This window comes from Metalysinibacillus jejuensis (assembly GCF_003057615.1).
In the GTDB taxonomy this organism is placed as follows: Bacteria; Bacillota; Bacilli; order Bacillales_A; family Planococcaceae; genus Metalysinibacillus; species Metalysinibacillus jejuensis.
In genome coordinates, this window is sequence record NZ_QAFW01000155.1 from 1 (window position 1) to 539 (window position 539).

Below are 539 nucleotides of genomic sequence, written 5' to 3' on the forward strand. Positions count from 1 at the left end.
ATGTTGCTTGATTTTTACTAATTTCAGTTTAGGTAATTTGATATGACCATCTTGCAATTCGATATTTCCGTTCACTCGATTGGTTGTATAAGACTGTTTTGACTTACGGTTTTTGAACTTTGGAAATTCCGCATTGCCTTCAAAAAAATTCTTATAAGCCTTTTGTAAGTTCATTTGTGCATTTGCTAAAGCTAAAGAATCTACTTCTTTTAGAAATGGAAATTCGTCTTTATATTTAGCTGGTGTCGGGAACTTTTGCTTTTTAAGTGCTTCTTTATCATCTTTGAACTTTTCATACGTTTCTTTGCGTTCAGCTAACATCTTATTGTAGACAAAACGAACACAGCCGAATGTTTTAGCTAATAGTACAGCTTGCTCTTTGTTTGGTAAAAAACGAAATTTGAAAGCTTTATTTTGTTTAGTCATATCAATTCACCTCACTTTTTACCTTGATTTTCAATATATTTTTTGATGGTATCTATTGGCGCACCGCCTGCTGTAAGTAGGCAGAAGCTTCTTGACCAGAACATTTCTTTCCA

The 539-nt window shown here is 33.2% G+C and carries 2 protein-coding genes; both read right to left on the minus strand.

Translation table 11 applies throughout. The features are described 5' to 3' along the window. Positions 1 to 426, minus strand: a 426-nt coding sequence (locus tag DDE80_RS14635) for a helix-turn-helix domain-containing protein (RefSeq protein WP_153060914.1), incomplete at its 3' end; no start/stop codon positions are given. A gap of 11 nt (positions 427 to 437) precedes the next feature. Then, the coding region (locus tag DDE80_RS14640) for a transposase (protein WP_201261550.1) at positions 438 to 539 on the minus strand (102 nt) is incomplete at its 5' end.